The 24,534-nt window shown below is 59.7% G+C and carries 19 protein-coding genes and 1 pseudogene; 15 read left to right on the top strand and 5 right to left on the bottom strand.

The genetic code is table 11. From position 1 onward, the window contains the following. Window positions 1–132: 132 nt before the first annotated feature. The 5 genes from RHP74_RS29910 (at window position 133) to gcvP (ending at window position 7,683) form a co-directional block, all read left to right on the top strand. Window positions 133–1,137: an extracellular solute-binding protein gene (locus tag RHP74_RS29910; RefSeq protein ID WP_083375503.1), complete on the top strand. Its 1,005-nt coding sequence runs from the start codon at window positions 133–135 to the stop codon at window positions 1,135–1,137. A 211-nt stretch (window positions 1,138–1,348) separates the two neighbouring features. Further along, a complete protein-coding gene (locus tag RHP74_RS29905) occupies window positions 1,349–2,965 on the top strand; it encodes an iron ABC transporter permease (protein WP_010464983.1) in 1,617 nt (538 codons plus the stop codon). A 155-nt stretch (window positions 2,966–3,120) separates the two neighbouring features. Further along, window positions 3,121–4,203, top strand: a complete 1,083-nt coding sequence (gene gcvT / locus RHP74_RS29900; RefSeq protein ID WP_010464981.1) for a glycine cleavage system aminomethyltransferase GcvT — start codon at window positions 3,121–3,123, stop codon at window positions 4,201–4,203. Window positions 4,204–4,252: 49 nt separating this feature from the next. Continuing rightward, entirely contained in the window at window positions 4,253–4,636 is a 384-nt protein-coding gene (gene gcvH, locus RHP74_RS29895; RefSeq protein ID WP_311096860.1) for a glycine cleavage system protein GcvH, read from the top strand. Between the two features lie 173 nt (window positions 4,637–4,809). Further along, entirely contained in the window at window positions 4,810–7,683 is a 2,874-nt protein-coding gene (gcvP, locus tag RHP74_RS29890) for an aminomethyl-transferring glycine dehydrogenase (protein ID WP_311096859.1), read from the top strand. 175 nt (window positions 7,684–7,858) lie between these two features. On the opposite strand, the gene RHP74_RS29885 is transcribed toward gcvP, so the two are convergent. Next, window positions 7,859–8,179 carry a DUF2388 domain-containing protein gene (locus RHP74_RS29885; RefSeq protein WP_177346219.1) on the bottom strand — a complete coding sequence of 107 codons (321 nt, stop codon included), beginning with the start codon at window positions 8,177–8,179 and terminating at the stop codon, window positions 7,859–7,861. A gap of 166 nt (window positions 8,180–8,345) precedes the next feature. Between RHP74_RS29885 and RHP74_RS29880 the strand changes: the two genes are divergently transcribed. Beyond that, entirely contained in the window at window positions 8,346–9,326 is a 981-nt protein-coding gene (locus RHP74_RS29880; RefSeq protein WP_311096858.1) for a hypothetical protein, read from the top strand. Window positions 9,327–9,331: 5 nt separating this feature from the next. Here RHP74_RS29880 and RHP74_RS29875 read toward each other — a convergent pair whose 3' ends face one another. Together RHP74_RS29875 and RHP74_RS29870 are read right to left on the bottom strand one after the other, a co-directional pair. Beyond that, the gene (locus RHP74_RS29875; protein WP_077747176.1) at window positions 9,332–11,116 is read right to left on the bottom strand and encodes a GspE/PulE family protein; all 1,785 of its coding nucleotides are present in this window, start codon (window positions 11,114–11,116) and stop codon (window positions 9,332–9,334) included. Between the two features lie 90 nt (window positions 11,117–11,206). Continuing rightward, window positions 11,207–11,545, bottom strand: a complete 339-nt coding sequence (locus RHP74_RS29870) for a hypothetical protein (protein WP_172791897.1) — start codon at window positions 11,543–11,545, stop codon at window positions 11,207–11,209. Between the two features lie 125 nt (window positions 11,546–11,670). Here RHP74_RS29870 and RHP74_RS29865 point away from each other — a divergent pair, with 125 nt between their 5' ends. Continuing rightward, window positions 11,671–12,135, top strand: a complete 465-nt coding sequence (locus RHP74_RS29865) for an Lrp/AsnC family transcriptional regulator (protein WP_046045137.1) — start codon at window positions 11,671–11,673, stop codon at window positions 12,133–12,135. A 121-nt stretch (window positions 12,136–12,256) separates the two neighbouring features. On the opposite strand, the gene RHP74_RS29860 is transcribed toward RHP74_RS29865, so the two are convergent. Next, the gene (locus tag RHP74_RS29860) at window positions 12,257–13,624 is read right to left on the bottom strand and encodes an inorganic triphosphatase (protein ID WP_077747177.1); all 1,368 of its coding nucleotides are present in this window, start codon (window positions 13,622–13,624) and stop codon (window positions 12,257–12,259) included. A 157-nt stretch (window positions 13,625–13,781) separates the two neighbouring features. Between RHP74_RS29860 and argE the strand changes: the two genes are divergently transcribed. Both argE and argA read left to right on the top strand, forming a co-directional pair. Beyond that, on the top strand, window positions 13,782–14,951 hold the full coding sequence (gene argE, locus RHP74_RS29855; protein ID WP_010466655.1) for an acetylornithine deacetylase: 1,170 nt from the start codon (window positions 13,782–13,784) through the stop codon (window positions 14,949–14,951). Between the two features lie 233 nt (window positions 14,952–15,184). Continuing rightward, complete coding sequence (gene argA / locus RHP74_RS29850) at window positions 15,185–16,483, top strand: amino-acid N-acetyltransferase (RefSeq protein ID WP_010466657.1); 1,299 nt, start codon at window positions 15,185–15,187, stop codon at window positions 16,481–16,483. A gap of 347 nt (window positions 16,484–16,830) precedes the next feature. On the opposite strand, the pseudogene tauA reads toward argA, so the two are convergent. Then, window positions 16,831–17,022 (bottom strand): annotated as a pseudogene (tauA, locus tag RHP74_RS31515) (taurine ABC transporter substrate-binding protein); the annotation flags it as partial. Window positions 17,023–17,386: 364 nt separating this feature from the next. Between tauA and RHP74_RS29840 the strand changes: the two are divergent. The 6 genes from RHP74_RS29840 (at window position 17,387) to ssuD (ending at window position 24,532) form a co-directional block, all read left to right on the top strand. Further along, the gene (locus tag RHP74_RS29840; RefSeq protein WP_311096857.1) at window positions 17,387–18,715 is read left to right on the top strand and encodes an OprD family porin; all 1,329 of its coding nucleotides are present in this window, start codon (window positions 17,387–17,389) and stop codon (window positions 18,713–18,715) included. Between the two features lie 373 nt (window positions 18,716–19,088). Further along, window positions 19,089–20,450, top strand: coding sequence for an OprD family porin (locus RHP74_RS29835; RefSeq protein ID WP_282411608.1), 1,362 nt, complete (start codon window positions 19,089–19,091; stop codon window positions 20,448–20,450). 293 nt (window positions 20,451–20,743) lie between these two features. Then, the gene (locus tag RHP74_RS29830; RefSeq protein ID WP_311096856.1) at window positions 20,744–21,382 is read left to right on the top strand and encodes a peroxiredoxin; all 639 of its coding nucleotides are present in this window, start codon (window positions 20,744–20,746) and stop codon (window positions 21,380–21,382) included. Window positions 21,383–21,697: 315 nt separating this feature from the next. Further along, window positions 21,698–22,291: an NADPH-dependent FMN reductase gene (ssuE, locus tag RHP74_RS29825; RefSeq protein WP_010466665.1), complete on the top strand. Its 594-nt coding sequence runs from the start codon at window positions 21,698–21,700 to the stop codon at window positions 22,289–22,291. A gap of 101 nt (window positions 22,292–22,392) precedes the next feature. Further along, complete coding sequence (locus RHP74_RS29820) at window positions 22,393–23,358, top strand: sulfonate ABC transporter substrate-binding protein (protein ID WP_311096855.1); 966 nt, start codon at window positions 22,393–22,395, stop codon at window positions 23,356–23,358. Window positions 23,359–23,383: 25 nt separating this feature from the next. Next, window positions 23,384–24,532, top strand: coding sequence for an FMNH2-dependent alkanesulfonate monooxygenase (gene ssuD, locus RHP74_RS29815; protein ID WP_010466669.1), 1,149 nt, complete (start codon window positions 23,384–23,386; stop codon window positions 24,530–24,532). The last annotated feature ends 2 nt before the right edge of the window (window positions 24,533–24,534 follow it).

Raw genomic sequence — 24,534 nt, 5'->3', positions numbered from 1 at the left:
GGCGTTGGTACATTCACCCCCCCCATGTCGACCATGCAACATTTGGTAACGCCTCCGCGAACTGTTCGATTGAGAAGCTAAATGTGAGTCCTTATCATTTGCCCTCAATTTTCCAATCGAGAGATCGCTCCCATGTTGGCACCGAAGCGTCTACTGACTGCACTCGCCCTGACCCTGATCGGTAGCACCACTGCCCAGGCCGCCGACGAGGTGGTGGTTTACTCCTCGCGTATCGACGAGCTGATCAAGCCGGTCTTCGATGCCTACACCGCGAAAACCGGTGTGCAGGTGAAGTTCATCACCGACAAGGAAGCGCCTTTGATGCAGCGGATCAAGGCCGAGGGCGAGAACGCCACCGCCGACCTGCTGCTGACCGTCGATGCCGGCAACCTCTGGCAGGCGGAGCAGATGGGCATCCTGCAACCCTTCACCTCCAAGGTGATCGACGCCAACATCCCGCTGCAATACCGCTCCTCGGCTCACGCCTGGACTGGCTTGAGCCTGCGGGCCCGGACCATCGCCTACTCCACCGCGCGGGTGAAACCGGGCGAGCTGACCACTTACGAAGCGCTGGCCGATAAAAACTGGGAAGGTCGCCTGTGCCTGCGCACGGCGAAGAAGGTCTACAACCAGTCCTTGACCGCCACCATGATCGAAGTGCACGGCGCCGAAAAAACCGAGAAGATCCTCAAAGGTTGGGTCAACAACCTGTCCACCGATGTGTTCTCCGATGACATCGCGGTGCTGGAAGCGATCAACGCTGGCCAATGCGACGTCGGCATCGTCAACACTTACTACTATGGCCGCCTGCACAAACAGAAGCCTGACCTGGCCGTGAAGCTGTTCTGGCCGAACCAGGGCGATCGCGGCGTACACGTGAACCTGTCGGGCATCGGCCTGACCAAGCATGCACCGCATCCAGAAGCCGCCAAAGCCCTGGTTGAATGGATGACTACCCCTGAAGCGCAGAAGATCTTCGCTGACGTGAACCAGGAATTCCCGGCTAACCCTGCGGTTCAACCGTCTGCGGAAGTGGCGAGCTGGGGCAAGTTTGTGGCGGATACGCTACCGGTGGAAATTGCCGGCAAGCGTCAGGCTGAAGCGATTCGCATGATGGATCGGGCTGGCTGGAACTGACTTCACCGTTATTGTGGCGAGCGGCTACCTGTGGCGAGGGAGCTTGCTCCCGCTGAGCTGCGAAACGGCCCCGTTGGCGTCGACAGGTCAGGATCGAGATGATCTGATAACCTCCTGCGGCTGCTTCGCACCCGAGCGGGAGCAAGCTCCCTCGCCACAAAATGGAGCCGACTTCAGGTTAGAGTCGGCCCATATTTTCTAGAGAATCCCCTTGGCCCACCCCGCCCAACGCCGCTGGTATCCCCTGGTCTTCGCCATCGCCGCGCTGGTCCTGCTGCCCCTGAGCGTCCTGTTCTTCTCCTGGCAAACCATCGATCAGCAAATCTGGTCCCACCTCTGGGACACCCAGATGCCGCGCCTGCTGGGCAATACCCTGACCCTGGTGCTCGGCGTCGGTATCGGCGTCACGCTCCTGGGTGTGAGCCTCGCCTGGCTCACCAGCCTCTGCGAATTTCCCGGCCGGCGTTGGCTGGACTGGGCGCTGATGCTGCCATTTGCCATTCCTGCTTACGTGCTGGCCTTCGTCTTCGTCGGCCTGCTGGATTTCGCCGGCCCCGTGCAAACCTTGCTGCGCGAATGGTTCGGCACCGAGCTGCGATTGCCGAGAGTGCGTTCCACCGGCGGCGTCATCCTTGTTCTGGTGCTGGTGTTCTATCCCTATGTCTACCTGCTGGCGCGCACTGCGTTCCTGGCCCAAGGCAAAGGCCTGATGGAAGCGGCGCGGGTGCTGGGGCAATCACCGTGGCAGGCGTTCTGGCGAGTGGCCTTGCCCATGGCGCGGCCGGCGATTGGTGCCGGTGTGGCCTTGGCATTGATGGAAACCCTGGCGGACTTCGGCGCGGTGTCAGTGTTCAACTTCGACACGTTCACCACGGCCATCTACAAAACCTGGTACGGATTTTTCAGCCTCTCCACCGCCGCGCAACTGGCCAGCCTGTTACTGCTGGTGGTGATGGTCGTGTTGTACGGCGAACGGCGTGCTCGCGGGGCCAACCGCACCAGCAATGAACGACCTCGCATCAAGGCGCTGTACCACCTGCGGGGTTTCAAGGCGTTGGCGGCCATGACTTGGTGTGGCCTGGTGTTCGCCTGTGCCTTCGTCATTCCGATGCTGCAACTGGTGGTGTGGTTCTGGCAGCGTGGACGCTTCGACCTGGATGAGCGTTACGCCGGTCTGATCGTCCACACCTTGTACCTGGGCGGCATGGCCGCGCTGATCACCGTCAGCGTTGCCCTGGTGCTGGCATTTGCCCGGCGCCTGGCACCGACCCGGGCGATCCGCTCCGGTATCAGCCTGGCCAATCTCGGCTACGCCCTGCCGGGTTCGGTGCTGGCGGTGTCGATCATGCTGGCGTTCAGTTATCTGGATCGCGAGCTGGTCATCCCGCTGTCGGGCTGGCTCGGTGGCGCGGGCAAGCCATTGCTGCTGGGCAGTCTGTCGGCGTTGTTGCTGGCCTACCTGGTGCGTTTCATCGCCGTGGCCTACGGACCGCTGGAAAGCAGCCTGGCGCGAATACGGCCATCTTTGCCCGAAGCGGCACGTAGCCTTGGGGTCAGTGGGCCACGACTGTTTTTCAAAGTGTATCTGCCCTTATTGCTGCCCGGCACGTTGAGTGCCGCGTTGCTGGTGTTCGTCGATGTGCTCAAGGAAATGCCCGCGACCCTGCTGATGCGCCCGTTTGGCTGGGACACGCTGGCGGTACGGATCTTTGAAATGACCAGCGAAGGGGAGTGGGCGAGAGCTTCGTTGCCGGCCTTGACTCTGGTTTTGGTCGGGCTGTTACCGGTCATCGGATTGATTCGACGTTCGGCGCATCGAAACGCCTAGGTGTCAGTCCTACACCTTGAGGCTACAATGCGCGGCATTCGGTGCGGTCCGTCCTACGGACCTGGTAGCTGACATCGGCTCAAAGCCTTCTATTTCAAGGCTTTCGCCCGTAAAGCACCGGCCCGCACCTTCGCCACGCCCGGAAGGAGAAACCCATGGGACAGCGCACGCCTCTGTATGACCTTCATCTCGCCCTTGGCGCGAAGATGGTCGATTTTGGCGGTTGGGATATGCCTCTGCATTACGGATCGCAGGTCGAGGAACACCATCAGGTGCGCCGCGATTGCGGGGTTTTCGATGTATCCCACATGACCGTGATTGATGTCACCGGCCCCCAGGCCAAGGCCTGGCTCCAGCATTTGCTGGCCAATGACGTCGAGCGCCTGCACAGCCCTGGCCGTGCCTTGTACAGCACCATGCTCAACGAGCGCGGCGGCATCGTCGACGACATGATCGTCTACCGTCTCGAGGACGGTTATCGGCTGGTGGTCAACGCCTCCACCCGCAATCAGGACCTCGCCTGGATGCAGGCCCATCTCGATGGTTTCGATGTGCAGCTCAACGAGCGCTCCGAACTGGCGATGCTGGCGATTCAAGGCCCCCATGCCCGGCACAAGATTTCCGAACTGGTGACCCAGTCCCGCGGCAACCTGATCCAGATGCTCAAGCCTTTTGAAGGTCAGCCTGACGGCGACTGGTTCATCGCGCGCACCGGATATACCGGTGAAGATGGCCTGGAGATCGTTCTACCCGCCAATCAGGCGCCAGGGTTTTTCAACGACCTGGTGGGCGCGGGCATTTCTCCTATCGGCCTGGGTGCCCGGGATACCTTGCGTGTCGAAGCCGGCATGAACCTGTACGGCCAGGACATTCATCAAGACGTTTCACCGCTGGCCTCGAACATGGCCTGGAGCATTGCCTGGGAACCGGCCACTCGCCAGTTCATTGGTCGCAGCGCCCTGGAAGCCGAGCGGGCGGGTGGTGTGCAGCACAAACTGGTCGGTCTGGTCCTTGAGGAACGTGGGGTTTTGCGCGCTCATCAAGTGGTCCGTATCGCCAATGTTGGCGAAGGAGAGATCACCAGTGGTAGTTTCTCTCCTACGCTTAGCAAGTCGATAGCACTGGCGCGCGTGCCGATGGCAACTGCCGACCGCGCAGAAGTGGAAATCCGTGGCAAGTGGTACCCGGTCCGGGTGGTCAAACCGACCTTCGTCCGCCATGGCAAAACCTTGATCTAACCTTTTTGGCGGGCAACGACCGCTGACAATTCTCTTGAGGACACAGAACATGAGCGATATCCCTGCCGACCTGCGTTTTGCCGAAAGTCACGAATGGGCCCGTCTGGAAACCGATGGCACCGTTACCGTGGGCATCAGCGATCACGCTCAGGAAGCCTTGGGCGATGTGGTGTTCGTTGAGCTGACTGAAGTTGGAAAAGTTTTCGCTGCCGGTGATGTTGCCGGTGTGGTCGAGTCGGTCAAAGCCGCTTCCGATATCTATTCTCCTATCGGTGGTGAAGTGACCGCTGTCAACGACGCTCTGGGTGACTCTCCGGAAAGCCTCAACTCTGACCCATACAGCGCGTGGATCTTCAAACTGAAGCCAAGCGACAAGGCTGAGCTGGACAAGCTGCTCGATGCAGCCGGCTACAAGGCCGCCATCGGCGACTAAGCCTTCAGCGTCATCCCAAAGCCCCGACGTGTCGGGGCTTTTTTTCGCCTGACGGATTTCCCTGTGGGAGCGGGCAAGCCTCGCTCCTGCACGGGTTCGCTGTTGGCAGCGGCTGCTATGCTGGTTTGACCGTGTTGCATCGACGTTGAGCGCCAGCCTAGAGAGAGCCCGTCATGTCCCAGTTGCCGTCCTTGAGCCAGTTACGCGATCCCAATGCCTTCCTTCGCCGCCACCTTGGCCCCGATGCTGCCGAGCAACAGGCGATGCTCGACAGCCTCGGCCTCGGCAGCCGGGTCGAACTGATCGAACAGACGGTACCGCCGGGAATCCGCCTGAACCGCGAGCTCGATTTGCCGCCGGCCCTCGACGAAGAGGCTGCGCTGGCCAAGCTGCGCGGGTACGCCGAGCAAAACCAGGTCTGGACCAGCCTGATCGGCATGGGTTACCACGGCACCCTCACGCCGGCCGTCATTCTGCGCAACGTGTTGGAAAATCCCGGTTGGTACACCGCCTACACCCCTTATCAGCCGGAGATTGCCCAGGGGCGGCTCGAAGCGCTGCTGAATTTCCAGCAATTGACCATCGACCTCACGGGCCTCGAACTGGCCAACGCTTCGCTGCTCGATGAAGCCACGGCGGCGGCGGAAGCCATGGCGTTGGCCAAGCGGGTCGCCAAGTCCCGGAGCAATCTGTTCTTCGTCGATGAGAACTGCCATCCGCAAACCATTTCCGTGGTGCAGACCCGGGCCGAAGGGTTCGGTTTCGAGCTGATCATCGACGCTGTGGATAACTTGAAACAGCACGAGGTGTTTGGCGCGTTGCTGCAATATCCCGACACCCACGGCGAGATCCGCGACCTGCGTCCGTTGATCGATCATCTGCATGCCCAACAGGCGCTGGCCTGTGTCGCGACGGATCTGCTGAGCCTGCTGTTGCTGACCCCGCCTGGGGAGTTGGGCGCCGACGTGGTGTTCGGCTCGTCCCAGCGCTTCGGTGTGCCGATGGGGTACGGCGGGCCGCACGCGGCGTTTTTTGCCAGTCGCGATGAGTACAAACGGGCGATTCCCGGGCGGATCATCGGCGTGTCGAAAGATGCTCGCGGCAATGTCGCGCTGCGCATGGCCCTGCAAACCCGTGAGCAACATATCCGCCGGGAGAAGGCCAACTCGAACATCTGCACCGCTCAGGTGCTGCTGGCCAACATCGCCAGTTTCTATGCGGTCTACCATGGCCCGGAAGGACTCAAACGCATTGCCCAGCGCGTCCATCGGTTGACCTGCATCCTCGCCGCTGGCCTGGAGCGTCACGGCATCACTCGCCTCAACACTCACTTTTTCGACACGCTGACGCTGGAGGTTGGTGGTACTCAGACCGCAATTATCGAAAGCGCCCAGGCAGCACAGATCAACTTGCGCATTCTCGGGCGCGGGCAGTTGGGGCTGAGCCTCGACGAAACCTCTGACGAATCCACGGTAGCGAAACTGTTTGATGTGTTCCTCGGTTCCGATCATGGGCTGAACGTCGACGAACTGGACGCTCAAACCCTTGCTTCCGGTATTCCGGCAGGTCTGCTGCGCACCTCGCCTTATCTGCGTCATCCGGTATTCAGCGCCCATCACAGCGAAACCGAGATGCTGCGTTACCTCAAGCAACTGGAAAACAAAGACCTGGCGCTCAACCAATCAATGATCCCGCTGGGCTCCTGCACCATGAAACTCAATGCCACCAGCGAGATGATCCCCATCACCTGGCCGCAATTCGCCAACCTGCATCCGTTTGTACCGAAAGAGCAGGCGGTGGGTTATTCGCTGATGATCGAGGAACTGGAACGCTGGCTCTGCGCAATCACCGGTTTCGACGCGATTTGCATGCAACCCAACTCCGGCGCTCAAGGCGAGTACGCCGGGCTGCTGGCAATCCGCAAATATCACGAGAGCCGTCATCAGGGGGCGCGAGAGATTTGCCTGATTCCGTCCTCGGCCCACGGCACCAACCCCGCCTCGGCGCAGATGGCCGGGATGCGCGTGGTGATCGTCGAGTGCGACGAGGCCGGCAACGTCGATCTGGATGACCTGAAAGGCAAGGCCGCGTACGCAGGCGACAAACTCGCCTGCCTGATGGCGACGTATCCGTCGACCCATGGCGTGTACGAGGAAGGCATCAGCGAAATCTGTGAAGTTATCCACAGCCACGGCGGCCAGGTGTACATGGACGGCGCCAACCTCAACGCGCAGGTGGGATTGGCGCGGCCTGCGGACATTGGCGCCGACGTCTCCCACATGAACTTGCACAAGACGTTCTGCATTCCCCATGGCGGCGGCGGGCCGGGCATGGGGCCGATAGGCGTGCGCGCGCATTTGGCGCCGTTCGTCGCCAATCACCCGGTGGTGCCGATTGAGGGACCGCTGGCGCAGAACGGTGCGGTCAGCGCAGCGCCCTGGGGCAGCGCGAGCATTTTGCCGATCAGCTGGATGTACATTGCCATGATGGGCCCGCAATTGGCGGATGCCAGCGAGGTGGCGATCCTCGCTGCGAATTACCTGGCGCAACATTTGTCCGGGGCGTTTCCAGTGCTCTTCACCGGGCGCAACGAACGGGTGGCGCACGAATGCATCCTCGATTTGCGGCCATTGAAGGCGCTGACCGGGATCAGTGAAGAGGACGTGGCCAAGCGCCTGATGGATTACGGTTTCCATGCGCCGACCATGTCGTTTCCGGTGCCAGGGACACTGATGGTCGAGCCGACCGAGAGCGAATCAAAGGCCGAACTGGATCGGTTTATCGGGGCGATGCTGAGCATTCGCGCGGAAATCACCGAGGTGCAGAACGGTAACTGGCCCGCCGAAGACAATCCGCTGAAGCGAGCGCCGCACACCCTGGCCGATATCACCGGGGTCTGGGAGCGGCCTTACAGCATCGAGCAAGCGGTGACGCCGGATGCGCACACCAAGGCGCATAAATATTGGCCGGTGGTGAATCGGGTGGACAACGTCTATGGCGACAGGAATCTGTTCTGTGCCTGCGTGCCCGTCGATGATTACCGCTGATCGCCCGGACTACGCAAATCCAATGTAGGAGCGAGCCTGCTCGCGATAGCGGTGCAACAGTCGCTGAAATGTTGACTGATCCACCGCTATTGCGAGCAGGCTCGCTCCTACAGGGTTTTGTGTCGGGCAAAAAAATGCCGCTCACGGGAGCGGCATTTTTATTCAGCTGAACAGCTTATTCCGAAGCGACGGCATTCTTTGCCAGGATCGCGTTCGCCAGTTCCATATCCGTCGCCTGCAGGCCCGGATTGTCGGAGCGTACTTTCTGCATCGCGGCTTCCAGATAAGGACCGCGGATGCCGCCATCACTGGCGACGAAGCTGCCGGCATCGTCCTGCGCTGCAACGATCAGCTTGTGATCCTTGAAGGTCAGGTAGGTCGAACCGGTGGTGGCACCGGACGAAATGACGTTACGCCAAAAGCTATCGGCCATCGCCGAACCGACTGGAAGGGACAACAAAGCGATGGTAGCGATAGCAAGTTTGAGACGCATGATGGGTGACTCCACTGGTTAACTACGGGGTTGGATCGCCATTTCCCCAATCCAGTTCCATGACGGCTCATTCAGATGGTTCGACTCGCTAGATGTTGCCCATTTGACCCACATGGGGTGCAGGCTCAGAGGTTGTTTGGCACCATGGCCGATTATTCTCGATGCATGGATGCTTCCCTTGGCTATTGGCGCAATGCTGTACGTCACTGTGTTGAATGTGGTACTGCTGGCGTTTGTCGGCCTACCCGCACTGTTGATTGCGCTGTGCGTTCCCGCCTGGCGCCGACAGATGTTGCGCCAACCCCGCAGGTTCGGTGCGCTTGGTTTGGTCTGTTTGAGCGTGGTCGGCGCCATGTCAGGCAACTACTGGCTGGATGCTGCCAACGATCGGGCGCGAAAGCCTACACTTGAGCATGACGTACAAGTCGAAGGTCTGCCGCTGCCTGCCGGCACCAGACTGCATCTGAGTACGGTCGACCCGCTGGATCAATACGATCAACCACAAGCCCATGGCCTGCCCAGCCTCATTGCTGCCGAATTTGTCGCACCGCACCGGATCAAGGGTATCAACGTCACGGCGCTGGAAATGTTTGGCCCGCCGTATGTGAAACTGCGGCTGGCCAGCGATCAAGCCGTTGATGGCTGGCCTTGTGCGAATGATACCTGGGTGACTTTCGAGATCGACGAAGAGACTCGCCTGCAACCGGATCGCTGGCGCTTCGAGTCCTGCACACTGGTGGCGAACACCGAGATGGGCGGGTTGACCTGGCCGTCCGGCAGTTACGTTCACCGTTACGGTGAGGAATATGAACTGACGCCGGGGGGGAAACGCGAGCGGGTTGTCCTTCAACGTGTTGCGTTGTCCGGCCCGACCCTGACCCTGAAACTGGATAAACAGCAAAAAGCCGTGGGTTGGGAGGGGCAACTGAATGACAGGATCACCTTTGGCGATTGGCAATACCCGCGTCTGACGAGGGTACGCGAGGACTCGCCGCACACGCTGCTGTTCAGCCCGAACAAATCAAACCCCGCACACAACCTGCGCACAGGCGAAATGCTGAAGGCGGGTCACTCGATCCTGCAGCGGAGCTCGGACGGTGCAGTGCTATGGATCAAGCCCAATACCGGATTGGGCCTGGCCGACTGGTAGCGCAGCTATTTCTGCTCACTCTGCGGCGTCACGCGCAATACTTCCTCGATCGTCGTCAACCCTGCGGCCACTTTCTGCGCCCCCGACAGCCGCAGGCTGCGCATGCCTTCCTTGAACGCCTGGCGCCGTACCGCCAGCAGATCGGTGTCGGGATTGATCAGCGCCTTAACACCATCCGTCAGTTGCATGATTTCGTAGACCCCGGCGCGGCCGCGGTAGCCGGTGTCGCGGCATTCCAGGCAGCCGATGGCGCGCTGGGCGTTGGTGGGCAGTGGCGCTTGCCAGGGTTTGGTCAGGGTTTGCCAGTCTTCTTCACCCAACGTCAGTGGTGCCTTGCAGTGCGAGCACAAAGTTCGCACCAGGCGCTGGGCCATGACGCCGAGCACCGTGGCTTTGATCAGGTAATGCGGCACGCCGAGTTCCAGCAAGCGGCTGATCGCGCTGGGCGCGTCATTGGTGTGCAAGGTCGAGAGCACCAGGTGACCCGTGAGCGCGGCCTGGATCGCCATTTCTGCGGTTTCGAGGTCGCGAATCTCGCCGATCATGATGATGTCCGGATCCTGCCGCATCAGTGCGCGAACACCAGCGGCGAAGGTCAGGTCGATGTTGTGCTGGACCTGCATCTGATTGAAGGCCGGCTCGACCATTTCGATCGGGTCTTCGATGGTGCAGAGGTTGACCTCCGGCGTCGCCAGTTTCTTCAGCGTGGTGTAAAGCGTGGTGGTTTTGCCCGAACCCGTCGGCCCGGTCACCAGAATGATGCCGTTGGGCTGGCGGGTCATGTCCTGCCAGCGGCGCAGGTCTTCGGCGGAGAAGCCCAACTGATCGAAGTCCTTGAGCAGCACCTCCGGGTCGAAGATCCGCATGACCATTTTTTCGCCGAATGCCGTCGGCAAGGTCGACAGCCGCAGCTCGACCTCGCCGCCGTCCGGGGTCTTGGTCTTCACCCGGCCGTCCTGGGGTTTGCGCTTTTCCGCAACGTTCATCCGCCCCAGGCTTTTCAGGCGGCTGACGATGGCCATGGTCACTTGCGGGGGGAATTGATAGACGTTGTGCAGCACGCCGTCGATGCGAAAGCGCACCGTGCCTTGCTCGCGTCGAGGTTCGATGTGGATATCACTGGCGCGCTGCTGGAAGGCGTACTGGAACAGCCAGTCGACGATGTTGACGATGTGCGCGTCGTTGGCGTCCGGTTCCTGATCGCTGGCGCCGAGGTTGAGCAATTGTTCGAAATTGCCCAGGTTGCTGGCCTGCTGATCGTTGTTGGTCGCACCGCTGACCGATTTGGCCAGCCGGAAAAACTCGACGCTGAAGCGCTGGATGTCCACCGGGTTGGCCACTACGCGTTTGATCGGCAGTTTCAGCACATGAGTCAGGTCAGCTTCCCAGCCGTTGACGTAAGGCTGGGCGCTGGCCACGGTCACCGCGTCGCGGTCGATGGACACCGCCAGAATCTTGTGACGCTGGGCGAAGGCGTAGGACATCAGCGGCGTAATCGCCGCCACGTTGATTTTCAGCGGATCGATGCGCAAGTAAGGCTGGCCCGCCTGCTGCGACAGCCACAGGGTCAGGCTTTCCAGGTCGAGGTGTTTACCGGGACGGCTGAGGTCGTCCAGGTGCTGGCTGGCAATGAATTCCAGGGGATGCATCTGGCCATGGGTGGCGTGGCGGCGGCGGGCATTGAGCGCGTGTTCGGCCGAGTCCTGGCTGATAAAGCCCTGGGCGACCAGTTCACGCAGCAAATCATTGAGATCCAGCCAGCGGTCCTGAATGGCAAGTTGAACGGACATGCGGGCTCCTCATGAACAACAGTTCGCAAAGGATAGTCGCGGACCCGCCGACCGTTGGGCCACTACCCGACGAAGCCGTGTCGAGGTTTGTCAGCCCGCCGCCTGAACAGGCGCTTCCCGCAGGGAATCAGCCGCTTGCAGCTCCACCGAACACACGTTGATCAGGTTACGTAATTTTTCCGCAATCACTTCGGCGCGATGCCAGCTCAACCCGTCCATGACGATGTCGATCGACATCAGATCGTCCATCCGCTGCGCGCTGACCTGTTGCGGCGTCAGAAACTGCAAAGCGAACAGGTTGAGCGCCCGGCACAGCAGGTCCGGCTCGGCTTCGGCCAGCAGTTGGTAATGAACGCGGCAGTGCGCGTTGCCGGCGTGCCAGACATCGGCGCGGTTAGGCGAGGTGTTCACAGCTTCCAGGTGCGGCATGGTCGGTCTCCAAATCTATGGAGGAATTTTTACATTCGGTGCCGGGCATTTCTTATCTATGATGGGGCTTATTGGCTATTTTTCGAATTGTTTGATTCGGTAAGCTATCAATTACGGGTTTATTTATGCACAGCGAGCTGGATGGCTACGACCGCAAGATTCTCGCGTTGCTGCAAGAAGACGCTTCGCTCTCCAGCGCGCAGATTGCCGAGCAGGTGGGACTTTCTCAGTCGCCGTGCTGGCGGCGGATTCAGCGGATGAAGGAGGAGGGGATCATTCGCGGGCAGGTGACGTTGCTCGACCGGAAGAAGATCGGGCTTAACACGCAGATCTTTGCCGAGATCAAACTCAACGCGCACGGGCGTTCGAACTTCACTGAGTTTACCGAGGCGATTCGCGGCTTTCCCGAGGTGCTGGAGTGTTATGTGCTGATGGGGTCGGTGGATTTCTTGCTGCGGATTGTCACGGCGGACATTGAGGCGTATGAGCGGTTTTTCTTTGAAAAGCTGTCGATGGTGCCGGGGATTCAGGAAGTGAACTCGATTGTGGCGTTGTCGGAGATCAAGTCGACGACGAGTTTGCCTGTCTAGGGTATGCGGTGAATGTGCTGGCCTCTTCGCGGGCAAGCCTCTCTCCTACAGGTTTGAGTCGGCCGCCGAATTGGGGTCAACGAAAATACTGTAGGAGCGAGGCTTGCCCGCGAAGGCGTCATTACATACGCAGCAGCATTTTCCAGGCACGATTCTGATAAACCGCAATGGCCTGCTGCTTGCGCGCATCCAGCGATTCATCGGTGATCGGCTCGTTCGCCAATTGGGCAAGCTGCTTCAGCTCGCCGTACAGGCGGTCCATTTCCGGAATGTCCAGCACGCCACGGGCATGGTGCAGCCAGGCCTGGATGCGCTCGATGCGCGGCAGTTGCTCGGCCAGGTCTTCCGGCTGTTGCTGATAACGCTGCAATTGCAGGGAGGTCGCTTCTTCACCCAGCAAACGCGGCAACCAGCTACCCAACTGCGCAGCACCCTGGCGATTGCCACGGACGTTGCGATCAGCTGCCCAGGTGCGGGCCAGCAACCAACGCGACGTGTTCAGCGAGAACAAGCCCCAGCGCGGGTCTTCCAGTTCTTCGAGGAATTGCTCCGGCGCGGCTTTGCGCACGTCTTCGTCGTCGATACCGGCTTGCACCAGAGGGCGCCAGTCTTCGAGCAAGGCATCCAGAGCAACGCGCAGATCGTGAGTCGACTGACGCGGTGCGGCCTGGCCCAGGCTGCTCAGCAAGGCACGCAATTCGGCCAGGTTCTCGACCCAGTCCTGCAACAAGCGCCAGTGGCCATTGAAGCGATACTGCTCGGCCAGACGCTGGCTGCTGCTCAGCAAATGCCAGCTCAGCGCGGCGAACGCATCGTCCAGCGGCGTTTCAGCGGTGATTTGCGGTGCCGGCAGGCTCAACGAATAGCTGTTGGCGTCGTACAAGCGATAACCGCGCTCGGCCTTGCTGATGTCACACGGCATCAGGGCCAGGGTCGCGGCCAGTTCGGCGGCCAGTTCAAGCAGGGCAGCCGGCTCGCCTTCGCGCAGTTCCAGTTCCAGCTCGCAGATTTCTTCTTTCTGCTTGCCGACCACCACGTGGCCCAGGTCCAGCGCGGCTTCGATGACCACTTTGGTCTTGCCGCGGCCCCAAGCGATTTCAGCGCGTTCGCGAACGAAATCGGTGGTGAAGATCGGTTTCAGGGTTTTCTTGTCCAGCTCGGCCAATTCTTCTGGCCAGCATTCGCCGTCGAGTTTTTTCACGTCGAGCTTGGCTTTGGGCAGGTTCCAGTCGTATTCGTTACGCTCGGACAGACCGGCGACGCTCTGGCCTCGGGTCTTGAGCGTTTGAATCACTTCTTCGCCGTCCTTGCGCAGGCGCAGGGCAACCTTGGCGCGGGCCAGGTCGCGCTCAGGCGTGTCGAAGTATTGGTTCATCAACTCACGGCGTTCCCAGCCACTTTTGTTGCGTTTTTTCAGGAGCGGGTGCTCGCGCAGGGCCGCGAGGGTTTCGCGGCTGACGCGGAGTTTGATTTCGGTTTCTTTCTGCATGGCCGGAAAATCCAGGATCGGGAGCGCAGCCGGGGGAAATGTGTGGCTGCCAAGGCCGTGCAGTGTACAGGACTCCTTAGTCCTACGTGCCGCGACGGTTTATTCCTGTCGCCAGATGGTTCTATGATGGTCTTCAATTCGCGAGTTGGAGTCAGCGATGCCTTTGCCGTCCATGAAAGATCAGTTCGCTGCGCTGATTGCTGCGCCGACGGTCAGCTGTACCCAGCCCAGCCTTGATCAATCCAACCGTCCGGTCATCGACTTGCTGGCGACGTGGCTCGGTGACCTTGGTTTCGCCTGCGACATCCAGCAGGTCAGCCCCGGCAAGTTCAACTTGCTGGCCAGTTTCGGCTCCGGCCCCGGTGGCCTGGTGCTGGCCGGGCATAGCGATACGGTGCCGTTCGATGGCGCACTGTGGCAGACCGATCCGCTGAAACTGACCGAAGTCGATGGCCGCTGGGTGGGCCTTGGCAGTTGCGACATGAAAGGCTTTTTTGCCCTGGCCATCGAGGCGGTTATTCCGCTGCTCGATCAGCCTTTCAAGCAACCGCTGCTGATCCTCGCCACGTGCGATGAAGAAAGCTCGATGTCCGGCGCTCGTGCCCTGGCCGAAGCCGGCCGTCCGCTGGGGCGTGCGGCGGTGATTGGCGAGCCGACCGGACTGAAGCCGATCCGCATGCACAAAGGCATCATGATGGAGCGCATCGACATCCTCGGGCAGAGCGGCCATTCCTCGGACCCGCGCCTGGGACATAGCGCCCTTGAGGCCATGCACGATGCCATCGGCGAGCTGCGTGGCCTGCGCCTGTTGTGGCAGCGTGAATTCCGCAATCCGCAATTCGGCGTGCCGACACCGACCATGAACTTCGGCTGTATCCATGGCGGCGACAATCCCAACCGCATCTGCGGCCAGTGTTCACTGGAATTCGACTTGCGGCCGTTGCCGGGCATGGACCCCAAAGCCCTGCGCGCGGCCATTCTGCAGCGGCTCAACCCGATTGCCGAACGCCATCAGGTGAAGATCAATTACGCGCCGCTGTTCCCCGAAGTGCCGCCGTTCGAGCAGGCCGAGGACGCCGAATTGGTCCGGGTCGCCGAAAAGCTCACTGGCCATCGCGCCGAAGCAGTGGCGTTCGGCACCGAAGCGCCTTATCTTCAGCGTCTTGGCTGCGAAACGCTGGTACTCGGCCCGGGTGATATCGCCTGTGCGCACCAACCGGGTGAATACCTCGAAATGTCACGTTTGCAGCCTACCGTGCATCTATTACGTCAATTGATTGAACATTACTGCCTGACACCGGCCCAAACGCCAATGTCAGGTGGTTGAACCTGTAGGAGCCGGCTTGCTGGCGATGAACGATGACGCGGTTCTCCTGATGAGCCGCGGCGCCTGCATCGCCAGCAAGCCGGCTCCTACTGGTGTAAATTGCCAGTGTCACAACCCGTATTCATGAGGAGAGCGCGCGTGTCGCCAAGCCTGTTCCGACGATAACCATCAGCCCGCTGTGCGTTTTCAGTTTCGCCCATTTTTTGGCTGCTATTTATTACAGGCCCAGGTTCATGCCCGAATACGTTAATTGGCTTCGTCACGCTTCGCCTTACATCAACGCTCACCGCGATTGCACCTTCGTCGTCATGCTGCCCGGCGACGGTGTTGAGCATCCGAATTTCGGCAACATCGTCCACGACCTGGTGCTGCTGCATAGCCTCGGCGTGCGCCTGGTGCTGGTTCACGGTTCCCGTCCGCAAATCGAAACCCGTCTCGCCGCACGCGGCCTGACCCCGCATTACCACCACGGGATGCGCATCACCGATGCCGCGACCCTGGAGTGTGTGATCGATGCGGTCGGCCAGTTGCGCATCGCCATCGAAGCGCGGCTGTCGATGGACATGGCCTCGTCGCCGATGCAGGGCTCGCGCCTGCGGGTGGCCAGCGGCAACCTGGTGACGGCACGGCCGATCGGCGTGCTGGAAGGCGTCGACTATCACCACACCGGCGAAGTGCGCCGGGTTGACCGCAAGGGCATCAATCGCCTGCTGGACGAGCGCTCCATCGTGCTGCTGTCGCCATTGGGCTACTCGCCGACCGGGGAGATTTTCAACCTCGCCTGCGAAGACGTTGCCACGCGCGCGGCCATCGACCTGGGTGCGGACAAACTGCTGCTGTTTGGTGCTGACCTTGGCTTGATCGATGAAAACGGTCGGCTGGTGCGTGAGCTGCGTCCGCAACAAGTCCCGGCGCATTTGCAGCGCCTGGGCAGCAACTATCAGGCGGAACTGCTGGATGCCGCGGCTGAAGCGTGCCGGGGCGGCGTTGCCCGCAGCCATATCGTCAGCTATGCCGAAAACGGTGCGCTGCTGACCGAGCTGTTCACCCGCGACGGTGGCGGTACGCTAGTGGCCCAGGAGCAATTCGAGATCGTGCGCGAAGCGGCCATCGAAGATGTCGGTGGTTTGCTGGACCTGATCAGCCCGCTGGAAGAGCAAGGGATTCTGGTGCGCCGTTCCCGCGAGGTGCTGGAACGCGAGATTGAGCAGTTCAGCGTGGTTGAGCGCGAAGGCATGATCATCGCTTGTGCGGCGTTGTATCAGATTGCCGATTCGGACGCTGGCGAGTTGGCGTGTCTGGCGGTCAACCCGGAATACCGCCACGGCGGTCGCGGTGATGAGCTGTTAGAGCGCATCGAAACCCGCGCCCGGGCCCAGGGCTTGAAAACCCTGTTCGTGCTGACGACCCGGACCGCTCACTGGTTCCGCGAACGCGGGTTCGTGCCGAGCAGCGTCGAACGCCTGCCGTCGGCGCGAGCGTCGCTGTACAACTATCAGCGTAATTCGAAGATCTTCGAAAAAGCCCTGTAACTGCGGGCTTTTGTGGCGAGGGAGCTTGCTCCCGCTGGAGGCCGAAGGACTCCCAAACCCGGCAACTCGGTCTATCAGACACAACGCGTTTACCGGGTTTGGGGGCGCTCCGCAGCCCAGCGGGAGCAAGCTCCCTCGCCACAGGGTTTGTGTTACTCCTGCACGAACTTCGCGCTGACATACGCCGAATAATCCGGCAGCACCGTCTCGACCCTTCCCTTGCTCCTTCAAGAACTTCGCCGTCTCGCCAATGGCATTGGCCGTGCCGCCGTCCAGCAGCGCCACGCTTGCAGGCGGCAGCGATTTCCGCCGGTTGCCGTTCACCACTTTGACCTTCGAGGCATCCAGGCCCTGAAACGACGCCAGTCGATTTTCCACCCATGGTCTTTTCGTAAACACCGTCCGCTTGGGGGGGGGGGCTGGGGTCGATGCCGGTTCGATAACCGACCGTGAGGGTCGCCGTTTGACCGCTGAGTGAAAAATAATAGCGATACACAAACTGTAACAATTGGTCTGGATAGTGCGCGTTTGGTCGTCATGGCGTGGCCTTTCGGGAGGGGATTGTTTCCGAATGGCGTCAAAGCTGATTGATCTAAAAAATCGCTAAAAAATACCTTTTAGGAATTAATTTTCGAGCCGGCCGCTCTGGCCCGGGACGAGGAATGGAGCGGAGCTTCATTCCTAAAAGGTATTAAAAAGAACAGACCAATTCTTTTTGGGTTTGTGACGAACGCACGACCCTGCAAGGACTAAAAAAAAACGGGGATTAGACCATGGTCGTAGACACACATAGTTACGATTGACTTGTGAGTCACGGTCTGGCGCTAATCGCGCATCTTAGGATCCCGGGCATTCGACTCAGGGCCAGGAATACAAGAATTAGAAACGAGAGGAGCTAAAACAATGAACAAGTCCACCTTGGCCTTGGCCGTGGCCGTAGGGGTTTTGGCGCAGCAAGCAGGCGCCGCGGGTTTTATCGAAGACAGCAAGGCTTCCGTCAGTTCGCGCACAATGTATTTCAACAACGATAACCGTGACGGCGGTGCCGATCAGAAAGAGACCGCAGAAGGCCTCAAATTTGATTATCTGTCCGGTTTCACCCAAGGTACTGTCGGCTTCGGTATCGACGCTCAAGCACTGGTCGGTATCCATCTGGACGGCGGCAAGGGGCATCATCCGTACCCGAGCTCATTCTTCCCAAGCGACTCCGATGGTTCGGCGGCGAGTGAGTGGAGCCGTGCGTCAGCTAACGTAAAGGCACGCTTCTCCAAGACCGAGGCCCACTTGGGCGGCGCGTTGCAACCGAACATGCCGATTCTGGTCGCGAACGACAGCCGTCTGCTGCCACAGACCTTTGAGGGTGGCACGATCTCCTCGAAGGAAATCGACAACGTTACCTTCAACGTTGGTCAGTTGGAGCACGCGGCGGGTCGCGCCTCTTCCAACAGCACCGGTCTGGCCGTGGCTGGTGGTACCGAAGAGAGCAACCAGTTCCGTTATGCCGGTGCCGACTGGAAGGTCACCAAAGACCTGACTCTGCAGTACTACCATGCGAATCTGAAGGACTACTACAAACAGGACTTCCTGGGTCTGGTGCATGTCTGGCCGATTGGTACCAATCAGTCCTTCAAGACGGACCTGCGCTACTTCGATAGCAGTTCCGATGGCAAGAACGGCGATGCTGGCTATCAGTTCAACAACAACGGTGGTTTCGCCAAGACCCCGGGCGAGGTCGACAACAAGACCTGGAGCGCCATGTTCACCTACACCCTGGGTGGCAACGCGTTCCTGCTGGGTCATCAGCGCGTCAACGATGACGGCGGATTCGTCTACCTGAACCAGGGTAGCGTTGTGAATGACAACCGTCGCAGCGAAGAAGCGGGCGGCGCGAGCTTCTACCTGTTCACCGATTCCATGATCAACGGCTTTGTCCGGGCCGGTGAAAACACAACGTTCGGTCAGTACTCCTACGACTTCGCTGCGTTGGGTGTGCCAGGTCTGAAAGCCTCGGCCGCCTACCTGTATGGCGATAACATCAAGGCCAAAAACGGTACGAGCCCTGATCAGTCCGAGTGGGAACGCGACCTGCGTGTGGACTACACCATCCAGCAAGGCGTACTCAAAGGCTTCGGCACAACACTGCGTCATGGCACTTACCGTGGCAGCGATACCGGTATCGCCAGCCAGGACCAGACCCGTCTGATCTTCAACTACACCTACAGCTTCCTGTAACACCCACAAGAAATAGCCTCGCCTCAGGGCGGGGCTTTTTTTCGCGTTTTATTTGATATTCCAAATAGACCTTAAATAGTAATTTATTATTCTTTTTGGATTTTTATCCGGGCGCCTAAAGTGGCAAGCCAAGGAGCCGATACCCTGTGTTCGGCGCGCATAGCTATATTCCGAAATGGCATTAAAAATAATGAAATAAATGTTTTTCGGTTTTACCATGCGCCCCCCAAAAAATCACAGCGGGTAGGCCGCGACCGTAGATGCGCGTTGTCACGTTGACATGCGGTCTGGCGCTAACCGCGCTTTTCAGGATCCAGGGCATCCGACCTAGGACCAGAAGCATAAAAAATTAGAAACGATAGGAGCGAAACAAATGAACAAGTCCACCTTGGCCCTGGCCGTGGCCGTAGGGGTTTTGGCGCAGCAGGCAAGCGCCGCCGGTTTCATCGAAGACAGCAAGGCCACTCTGGGTCTGCGTAACTTCTACATCAACACCGATAACCGTGATGGTTCGGGCGCGAACAAAAACGAAGAGTGGGGCCAAGGCTTCGACCTGCGTTTCATCTCCGGTTACACCCAAGGCACTGTCGGCTTCGGTATCGATGCGATCGGCCTGCTGGGCGTGCGTCTGGATTCGGGCGGCGGCACTAATGGTGCGAGCCCTGCAACCGCCACGAACTATGGTTCTTATGGCGGTACTGTATTTCCAAGCAAGTCCAACGGCGAAGCAGTTGATAACTTCTCCAGCCTGGGCCTGACTGCAAAAGCCAAGATCTCCCAGACCGAACTGAAGCTGGGCACGTTGCAGCCAAAGAACCCGGTTATCGTGACCAACGACGGTCGTCTGCTGCCACAAACCTGGCAGGGTGGTCAGATCACTTCCGGCGAGATCAAGGACCTGACGCTGGTTGGCGGTCAGATCGAAGCCGTGAAGGGACGTAACTCCAGCAACAATGAGCAGCTGAGCATCGGCGGCGCCAACGCTCGTACTGCCAGCGGCCGCGACAGCAACAAGTTCATCTATGCCGGTGGTGATTACAAAATCACCAAAGACCTGACTGCCCAGTACTACTACGGCAATCTGGAAGACTTCTACAAGCAGCACTTCCTGGGTCTGGTACACAACTGGGCTATCGGCCCTGGCGTGTTGAAGTCTGACTTGCGCTACTTCAACAGCTCGGATGACGGCGCAAACGGTCACGACCCGCTGTACTACAGCTCCGGCAACTACAGCAGCACCTCCAATGGCAAAGGCAAGGTCGACAACAATCTGTACAGCGGCTTGTTCCTGTACACCGTTGCCGGTCACACCTTCGGTGGTGGCTATCAGGTCAGCAACGGCAGCAGCGACTTCCCTTGGCTGAACCAGGGCGACGGTTCGTCGAACTACACCATCACCGACATGCAAATCCAGAAGTTCGGCCGTGCCGGCGAGCGCACCTGGCAAGCTCGCTACTCGTTTGACTTCGCCAAAGTCGGCGTGCCTGGCTTGACCGCAGGTATGGTTTATCTGCGTGGCGACGATATCGACACCAATCGCACCTCTACTGCTGCAGCCGGTAATAACAGCACCGAGTGGGAACGCGACCTGACTGTCGGTTACGTCGTACCGGAAGGCCCGTTGAAGAACGTTGGCTTGATGTGGAAAAACGCCACCTGGCGCACCAACATCCCGGGCGTTCGCTCCCAGGACGAAAACCGTCTGATCGTCAGCTACTCGATCCCGCTGTTGTAACAGCGCTCGCGTAACCGCTGAAAAAAAAGCCCCGCCCGGCATCTCGCCGGGCGGGGCTTTTGCGTTTTCAAGGCGGGGTCACCCCCGTAATCCCGCCGTGAAAACTCCCTCTTTGCAGCAACTCAAGGCCTTCTCGAACCTTGTCGGCGATGTTCGTCCTGATGTTCGTGGAGGTCCAGTGAAGAGATATTTAATATTCACTTATGATCTAAATAAATCGATATTTATTCTTTTTAATCTATAAGGAACACAGGCACAGTTGAGCCCGACAAGCACTCATCAGGAGCAGCACCATGAGCCTCAGACTGGGCGATATCGCCCCCGACTTCGAACAGGATTCCAGCGCCGGCACCCTCCGTTTCCACGAATGGCTGGGCGATAGCTGGGGCGTGCTGTTTTCCCATCCGGCGGACTTCACGCCGGTGTGCACCACCGAACTGGGCTTCACTGCCAAGCTCAAGGATGAGTTTTCCAATCGCGGCGTCAAAGCTATCGCCCTGTCCGTGGACCCGGTGGACTCGCATCACAAGTGGATCGAGGACATCAATGAAACCCAGAACACGCTCGTCAATTTCCCGATCCTGGCCGACGCGGACCACAAGGTCTCCGACCTCTATGACCTGATCCACCCGAACGCCAATGACACCCTGACCGTGCGCTCGCTATTCGTGATCGACCCGAACAAAAAGATTCGGCTGACCATCACCTACCCGGCGAGTACCGGGCGCAATTTTCACGAGATCCTTCGGGTGATCGACTCGCTGCAACTTACCGACAACTACAAGGTGGCCACCCCGGCCAACTGGCAGGACGGTGATGAAGTGGTGATCGTGCCGTCGCTCAAGGACGAAGACGAAATCAAGAAGCGCTTTCCCAAGGGCTACCGCGCGGTAAAGCCGTACCTGCGTCTGACGCCGCAGCCCAACAGGTAAGCCATCAGCATTTTCGGTGTGGCTGGTATCGCCATCACGGGCAGGTAAAACGCTATCCGTTGTGGGAGTGAGCCTGCTCGCGATGACGGAATTGCAGGCACCGCAGAAAGATTGACCGTATCCATAAAGCAGGGGATTTCAGGCCGTTTCGACGGCCTTTTTTTCGCCCGCAGGAAGTGGCTTCTTATATATCTAATGTGCATATCCAAATGAATAAATATGATTTATAGATATAACAATCACCTGTTAAGGTCATCTCCATTACAGCGAGATCGCAAACTGCGAATCGCCAACACCGTGCAAGGAATCATTTGAATGCTGGTCGTCTCACTCGGTGGCAGTCCCAGCCAACGTTCCCGCTCCGGGGTGCTGCTGGAGCGCTCCCAACGCTGGTTGCAGGAGCAGGGTGTGGAAGTGGTGAGTTACCAGGTGCGGGACTTCCCGGCCGAAGACTTGCTTCATGCACGCTTCGACAGCCCTAAGGTGATCGACCTGCTGCAACAGATTGAAAATGCCGATGGCCTGTTGATCGCCACTCCGGTCTACAAGGCGTCGTTCTCCGGCGCACTGAAAACCGTGCTGGATTTGCTGCCCGAGCGCGCGTTGGACCACAAAGTGGTTTTGCCCATGGCGACCGGCGGCAGTATCGCCCACATGCTGGCGGTGGATTACGCGCTCAAGCCGGTGCTGTCGGCGTTGAAAGCCCAGGAAATGCTCCATGGGGTTTTCGCGGTAGACAGCCAGATCGCTTACGGCGAAGGCAGCGCCCAGGCGCAGTTGGCGCCAGAGCTGGAACAACGACTGAAGGAATCGCTGGAGCTGTTTTTCAGCGCCATGGCCCGACGGCCCAAGCCGATCGATCCGAAGCTGTTGAATGAACGTTTGTTGAGTGCTCGCTGGAGCATTTAAGTCAGCACTAAAGCCACACCTGAAATTGATGTACTGGCCTTACTCGCCCGCTAACGGGCAAGCAGGTGCAGCCAATACCCAACTGCAAAAAGGAGAGCGCCATGCGCACTGTCATTTTGCGTCGTGGTCTGGTCGCTCTGTTTGCAGCGGCTGTCACCTTCGGCGCCATTACTCAAGCTCAAGCCGAGACGTTGCGAATCGGTTATCAAAAGTACGGCACCCTGGTGCTGCTCAAAGCCAAAGGCACGTTGGAAAAACGCCTCGCCGCCCAAGGCGTGGACGTGCAATGGACTGAATTCCCCGGCGGCCCGCAGTTGCTTGAAGGCCTGAACGTCGGCTCGATCGACTTCGGCGTCACCGGCGAAACCCCACCAGTCTTTGCTCAAGCCGCCGGCGCCGATCTGCTCTACGTCGCCTACGAACCGCCAGCGCCACACAGCGAAGCGATCCTGGTGCCGAAGGATTCACCGATCAAATCGGTGCAGGACCTCAAGGGCAAGAAAGTCGTCCTGAACAAAGGCTCCAACGTCCACTACTTGCTGGTCCGCGCACTGGAAGACGCCGGCCTCAAATACACCGATATCCAGACCGTATTCCTGCCGCCGGCCGATGCCCGCGCTGCGTTCGAGCGTGGCAGCGTCGATGCGTGGGTGATCTGGGACCCGTACCAGGCTGCCGCCGAACAGCAACTGCAAGCGCGCACCCTGCGCGATGGCCAGGGCATCGTCGACAACCACCAGTTCTATCTGGCGACCAAGCCTTACGCACAGAAAAACCCTGAGGTGATCAAGACCCTCGTGGAAGAAGTGCGCGCCGTCGGCGAGTGGTCCAAGGTCAATCCAGTCGAGGTGACCCAACAGGTTTCGCCACTGCTCGGCTTGCCGGCGGACATCACCCTGACCTCGATGAAACGTCAGGGTTACGGCGCGTTGTTCCTCACGCCTGAAGTGGTCGCCGCCCAACAGAAAATCGCCGACAGCTTCTACCAGCTCAAGCTGATCCCGAAACCGTTGAGCATCAAAGACGTGATCTGGACGCCACCGGCAGCCGTTGCCAAAACGCAGTAATTCGATTCCCCAAGGAGACCACTCCATGAGCCTCAATATTTTCTGGTTCCTGCCTACCCACGGCGATGGCCATTACCTTGGCACCGCCGAAGGCGCCCGCGCCGTCGACCACGGTTACCTGCAACAAATCGCCCAGGCGGCGGATCGCCTGGGCTTCGGCGGGGTGTTGATTCCCACCGGTCGCTCCTGCGAAGACTCGTGGCTGGTGGCGGCGTCGCTGATTCCAGTGACTCAGCGTTTGAAATTCCTTGTCGCGCTGCGCCCCGGGATCATTTCCCCGACGGTGGCCGCGCGTCAGGCGGCGACCCTGGATCGCCTGTCCGGCGGCCGTGCGTTGTTCAACCTGGTCACCGGCGGTGATCCGGAAGAATTGGCCGGCGACGGTTTGTTCCTGACTCACGAAGAGCGCTATCAAGCCTCGGTGGAATTCACCCGCATCTGGCGTCGCGTACTGGAAGGCGAAACCGTTGATTACGACGGTCAGCACATCAGCGTGAAAGGCGCCAAGTTGCTCTATCCACCGATCCAGCAACCGCGTCCGCCGCTGTACTTCGGCGGTTCGTCGGAAGCTGCGCAAGACCTCGCGGCCGAGCAGGTGGAAATGGTCCTGACCTGGGGCGAGCCACCGGCCGCCGTTGCCGAGAAGATTGAACAAGTGCGAGCCAAAGCCGCGAAGCTGGGTCGCACCGTGCGTTTCGGCATTCGCTTGCACGTGATCGTCCGAGAAACCAATGCCGAAGCCTGGCAAGCGGCGGATCGGCTGATCTCCCATCTCGACGATGAAACCATCGCCCGAGCCCAGGCTTCTCTGGCCCGGTTCGATTCGGTCGGCCAGCAACGCATGGCCGCGCTGCATGGCGGCAGCCGCGACAACCTGGAAGTCAGCCCCAACCTGTGGGCCGGTGTCGGCCTGGTACGTGGCGGCGCCGGTACGGCGTTGGTGGGCGATGGTCCGACCGTGGCTGCCCGCGTGAAGGAATACGCGGACCTGGGCATCGATACCTTCATCTTCTCCGGTTATCCACACCTGGAAGAGTCGTACCGGGTTGCGGAATTGCTGTTCCCGCACCTCGACATCGAACGTCCGGAACTGCCCCAAGGCGCCAATTACGTCAGCCCGTTCGGTGAGATGGTCGCCAACGACATTCTTCCCAAAGCCGCGTCCCAGAGCTGAGG

Source organism: Pseudomonas sp. SG20052, from assembly GCF_031766055.1.
Taxonomy (GTDB): Bacteria; Pseudomonadota; Gammaproteobacteria; order Pseudomonadales; family Pseudomonadaceae; genus Aquipseudomonas; species Aquipseudomonas mandelii.
The sequence above is the reverse complement of the archived record's forward strand: the minus strand, read 5'-3'. Positions and strand labels throughout refer to the sequence as shown.